Annotated in this window: 6 protein-coding genes; 4 read left to right on the top strand and 2 right to left on the bottom strand. The window is 66.1% G+C overall.

Features of this window, described 5'->3' with window-relative positions:
• Positions 1-123: 123 nt before the first annotated feature.
• The gene (locus ACRDUX_RS22060; RefSeq protein WP_526416503.1) at positions 124-690 is read right to left on the bottom strand and encodes a DUF4190 domain-containing protein; all 567 of its coding nucleotides are present in this window, start codon (positions 688-690) and stop codon (positions 124-126) included.
• 65 nt (positions 691-755) lie between these two features.
• Positions 756-1,271: a DUF4190 domain-containing protein gene (locus tag ACRDUX_RS22055; RefSeq protein WP_526416502.1), complete on the bottom strand. Its 516-nt coding sequence runs from the start codon at positions 1,269-1,271 to the stop codon at positions 756-758.
• 149 nt (positions 1,272-1,420) lie between these two features.
• Here ACRDUX_RS22055 and ACRDUX_RS22050 point away from each other — a divergent pair, with 149 nt between their 5' ends.
• The 4 genes from ACRDUX_RS22050 to ACRDUX_RS22035 all read left to right on the top strand — a co-directional run.
• Positions 1,421-1,933, top strand: coding sequence for a general stress protein (locus tag ACRDUX_RS22050; RefSeq protein WP_526416500.1), 513 nt, complete (start codon positions 1,421-1,423; stop codon positions 1,931-1,933).
• A gap of 219 nt (positions 1,934-2,152) precedes the next feature.
• Positions 2,153-3,550, top strand: coding sequence for an ABC transporter substrate-binding protein (locus ACRDUX_RS22045; RefSeq protein ID WP_526416499.1), 1,398 nt, complete (start codon positions 2,153-2,155; stop codon positions 3,548-3,550).
• Positions 3,547-4,449: a carbohydrate ABC transporter permease gene (locus ACRDUX_RS22040; protein ID WP_526416497.1), complete on the top strand. Its 903-nt coding sequence runs from the start codon at positions 3,547-3,549 to the stop codon at positions 4,447-4,449. Before ACRDUX_RS22045 ends, ACRDUX_RS22040 begins: the two co-directional genes overlap by 4 nt.
• A 12-nt stretch (positions 4,450-4,461) precedes the next feature.
• Positions 4,462-5,056: carbohydrate ABC transporter permease (locus ACRDUX_RS22035; protein WP_526416505.1), on the top strand; the 595-nt coding region annotated here is incomplete at its 3' end.

Genomic DNA, 5,056 nt, shown 5'->3' with positions numbered 1-5,056 from the left:
GGAGACAAGTCCCGCCCCTGCGCCGCCGCAAGGAACCCAAAAATGCTGCGCGCCTTGACCAGTGCCCGTTACGTGCCGAGAACCAGCGATCCAATGGTGAATGACCGCGGGAATGTTCAGGACCTAGTAGTAGGACGGCGAGGAGACGGCGACCGCGATGATGACGATCACGACGTACAGCAGCCAGCCCACGACGGCGAGCGCACCGACGATGACCCCCGCCAAGGCCAGGCCGTAGCCCTCCTGACCGGTCCGCTTCGTCTCGCGCATCGCGATGACGCCGAGGATCACCCCGACGATCGAAGGCACACCGCACAACATCAGGCCGGCCAGAGACGTGACGAGCGCACCGATCGCCTTGCCGTTGGTGCCGGTCGGCCGGGCCGAGGCATAGGGGTCATACCCGTACGGGTACCCGCCCGGGTACTGCGGCGGGTAACCCGCGGGCGGCGGCGGGTATCCCACTTGCGGATAGCCGGGCTGCGGGTAATCCGGTGGTGGATAGCCGGGCTGTTGGTAGCCGGGTGGTGGACCCGGCTGTTGGTAGCCGGGCGGCGCGGGGTACGGCGGCGTGGCCCCGGTGTCCGACGGATAGTCCACGGGCGCATACGGGTCGGCGTGCGCCGGGGATTCCTCCAGCGGCGGATACTCGCTGCCGCGCGGCGGTTCGTCCGGTCCGGGGTTCACCATTCGCCGAGTTCCTCGGACGGTGTCATGGTCTCCAACGTACCGTTCGCGGGATCCGGTGCTCCCCGTCAGTACAAGAACAGCCGCGACGAGTAGATGATCAGCAGGATCAGCGAGCCGAGCAGGGTGACGCCCCCGATCGCAATTCCGGCGATGGCCATCTCCCTGCCCTTCTGATGGCGCTTGCCGATCTGGTTCAGCGCGACGATTCCGAGGACGACGCCGATGATCGAGCCCACGAAGGGCAGGCAGAGGAAGTAGGCCGGAATGCCGACCAGCGAACTCACCAGCGATCCGATCGCGATGCCGTTGGTGGCGGGCTGGTTGCCGTACGCGGGCGGGTACGGGTTGCCGTACGGATTGGGGTACGGATTGTTGTACGCCTGGTATGGCGGCGGAGGTGGGAACGCCCCGGGCGGTATCTGCGGTGGGGGCGAATACCCAGGTGGGGGCCCGGAAAACGGGCCTGGCGGTGGGCCGCCATAGCCGGCGGGTGGGTACCCGTAGGCCCCGGGCGCCTGGTACTGCTGACCAGCCGGCTGCTGACCTCCCGGATCGCCTGGGAAGCTTCCCGGATAACTCATGACGGTCAACGTACCGGAGCTAAGGGCAACGAGTGCTTGTCGGGCGGATGGCACCAATGGACGACGTCGAGCGTTGACACGTCGACAGGGGCGCAACGGTGGAGAATGTAGACGCTCCACGCGGACAAGAAACGAACGGGGACATGAAGATGACGAACCCACTTCAGAATCCAGGGCGGGCGGGCCAGAATCCGGGACGCGGTGGATTCGCCGGCTTGCCGACCCCGCCGAAGGGATGGCCCATCGGCTCCTACCCCACCTACGCCGAGGCGCAGCGTGCGGTCGACTTTCTGTCGGATCAAGAGTTTCCCGTGCAGCAAGTCACCATCGTCGGCGTCGACCTGATGCAGGTCGAGCGGGTCACGGGCCGCCTCACGTGGCCGCGGGTGTTGGGTGGGGGAGCGCTGACCGGGGCGTGGCTCGGCCTCTTCATCGGCCTGGTGCTCGGATTCTTCGGGCCGAGTCCGTGGGGCGCGCTGATCGCCGGCCTGGTGGCCGGCATCTTCTTCGGTCTCATCACCTCCGGCCTTCAGTACGCGATGGCGCGGGGCACAAGAGATTTCAGCTCGACGATGCAATTGGTTGCCGGTCGGTACGACGTGCTGTGCGATCCGCAAGGCGCCGAGAAGGGTCGGGATCTGTTGGCGCGCTTGACTATCTGACTCCAGGCGGCCGGCCCGCGGCCGACATGCCGGGGCGTGCCAGGTGTTTGCGCAGTGGTGGCCCGCACACCGTGCGAAGGTTGCTGCCGCATCACGATTCCGACGCGCGGGTTCGATAGTGTTGCACATCACGCGTAACTCCCTCTACGGTTTGCCCGCGGGGACGTCCTCGCCCGGAGCCGCCTCGGCGGCGACATCGAACCCGGACAGGAGACGGTGGTGCGCGTTAGACGGCTGTGCGCTGCGGCGTTGGCTGGGCTGACGACGGCGGCGATGGTGTCGGCGTGCAGCGCCCAGGGTGGCGGCACCGTCATCAATTACTACACACCGGCCAATGAGATGGCTACGTTCACCGCGGTGGCAAAGCGGTGCAACGAAGAGCTCGGTGGCCGCTTCACCATCAAGCAGGTCAGCTTGCCGAAGGAAGCCGACGCTCAACGGCTGCAGCTGGCGCGCCGGCTCACCGGCAACGACAAGACCCTCGACGTGATGGCGCTCGACGTGGTGTGGACCGCCGAGTTCGCCGAAGCCGGCTGGGCGTTGCCGCTGTCCGACGATCCGGCGGGCAAAGCCGAGGCCGACGCGAGGGAGAACACCCTTCCCGGTCCGTTGAAGACCGCCGAGTGGCAGGACAAGCTGTACGCCGCACCCATCACCACCAACACCCAATTGCTTTGGTACCGAGCGGATCTGATGAAGGAACCGCCTGCCACCTGGGATGCGATGGTCGCCGAGGCCACCCGGTTGCACGCCGCGGGGAAGCCGAGTTGGATCGCCCTGCAGGCCAAGCAGTACGAGGGTCTGGTGGTGTGGTTCAACACGTTGCTGGAAAGTGCAGGGGGACAGGTGCTCTCCGACGACGGCAAGACCGTCACTCTGACCGACACCCCCGAACATCGTGCGGCGACGGTCAAGGCGCTGCAGATCATCAAGGCGGTTGCCACCGCGCCAGGCGCCGATCCGTCCATCACCCAGACCGACGAGGCGACCGCGCGGCTCGCGCTCGAACAGGGCAAGGCAGCGCTGGAGGTGAACTGGCCGTTCGTGCTGCCCTCCTTGCTCGAGAACGCGGTCAAGGGCGGCGTCGACTTCCTGCCGCTGAACGAGCGTCCGGAGCTCGAGGGCTCGATCAACGACGCGGGCACCTTCTCGCCGACCGATGAGCAGTTCACGACGGCATACGAGGCCAGCCAGAAGGTGTTCGGCTTCGCCGACTATCCCGGCGTGCAACCCGGCGAGCCGGCCAAGGTGACGCTCGGCGGGCTGAACCTCGCGGTCGGCAAGAACACGCAGCACAGGGCCGAGGCGTTCGAGGCCATCCGGTGCCTGCGCAACGTCGAGAACCAGCGGTACACCTCCGTCGAGGGTGGCCTGCCCGCCGTCCGCGCGTCCTTGTACGACGATCCGGCGTTCCAGAAGAAGTACCCCCAGTACGCCATCATCCGCGACCAGCTCACCAACGCCGCAGTACGTCCGGCAACCCCGGTCTACCAGGCTGTTTCCACCCGCATCTCCGCGACGCTGGCCCCCATCAACGCGATCGACCCCGAGCGCACCGCCGACGTGCTCGCCGACGTGGTGCAGAAGGCCATCGACGGTAAGGGCCTGATCCCATGACCGCACCAACGGTCGACGCCACCGACAATGACAAGTCCGACCGTCGCCTCGCGTTCTGGCTGATCAGCCCGGCCGTCATCCTGATGCTCGCCGTGACGGCCTATCCGATCGCCTACGCGGTGTGGCTCAGCCTGCAGCGCTACAACCTGGCGGCGCCGGATGACACCAAGTTCATCTGGTTCGCCAACTACGTCACCATTCTCAGCGACAGGTACTGGTGGACGGCGTTCGTCGTCACGCTCGCCATCACCGTCGTGTCGGTCGCCATCGAGTTCGTCCTCGGCATGGCGCTGGCACTCGTCATGCACCGCACCATCTTCGGCAAGGGCGTCGTCCGCACCGCCATCCTGATCCCGTACGGGATCGTCACCGTCGCGGCCTCCTACAGCTGGTACTACGCGTGGACGCCGGGCACCGGCTACCTGGCGAACCTGCTCCCCGCCGGGTCGGCCCCACTCACCGAGCAGATTCCATCGTTGGCCGTCGTGGTGCTCGCCGAGGTCTGGAAGACGACGCCGTTCATGGCGCTGCTGTTGCTCGCTGGGCTTGCGTTGGTGCCGCAGGATCTGCTCAACGCCGCGCAGATCGACGGCGCGGGCGCGTGGAGACGCCTGACGAAGGTGATCCTGCCGCTGATCAAGCCGGCGATCCTGGTGGCACTGCTGTTCCGCACCCTCGACGCCTTCCGCATCTTCGACAACATCTACGTGTTGACGGGTGGCGCCAACGACACCGGCTCGGTGTCGATCCTGGGTTACGACAACCTGTTCAAGGCCTTCAATCTGGGCTTGGGTTCGGCGATCAGCGTGCTGATCTTCCTGACCGTGGCCGTGATTGCGTTCATCTACATCAAGCTCTTCGGCGCGTCGGCGCCTGGCGCGGGCGAGGAAGGCCGCTAGATGAGCGATCGGGTGAGTCGCGGCCGTGCGACGGGCTGGACCGTCGTCAACGTGGTGGTGGTCCTCTACGCGCTGTTCCCGGTGTTGTGGATTCTGTCGCTGTCACTGAAGCCGACCTCAACGGTCAAGGACGGCAACCTGATTCCGTCGCAGATCACGTTCGCCAACTACAAGGCCATCTTTCAGGGCAACATCTTCACCTCGGCCCTGGTCAACTCGATCGGTATCGGCCTGATCACCACGGTGATCGCGGTCATCGTCGGCGGGATGGCCGCCTACGCGATCGCCCGGCTGGTGTTCCCCGGCAAGCGCGCCCTGGTCGGGGTGGCCCTCCTGATCGCTATGTTCCCGCAGATCTCGCTGGTGACACCGCTCTTCAACATCGAGCGCAGGATCGGATTGTTCGACACCTGGCCCGGCCTGATCATTCCGTACATCACCTTCGCGCTGCCGCTTGCGATCTACACCATGTCGGCGTTCTTCAAGGAGATCCCTTGGGATCTGGAGAAGGCCGCGAAGATGGACGGCGCGACGCCGGGTCAGGCGTTCCGCAAGGTGATCGCGCCGCTGGCGACTCCCGGCATCGTCACCGCAGCGATCCTGGTGT

Source organism: Mycobacterium sp., assembly GCF_050701675.1.
Lineage (GTDB): Bacteria > Actinomycetota > Actinomycetes > Mycobacteriales > Mycobacteriaceae > Mycobacterium.
Note: the sequence above shows the minus strand (reverse complement) of the source record. Positions and strands in the feature narration are given on the sequence as shown.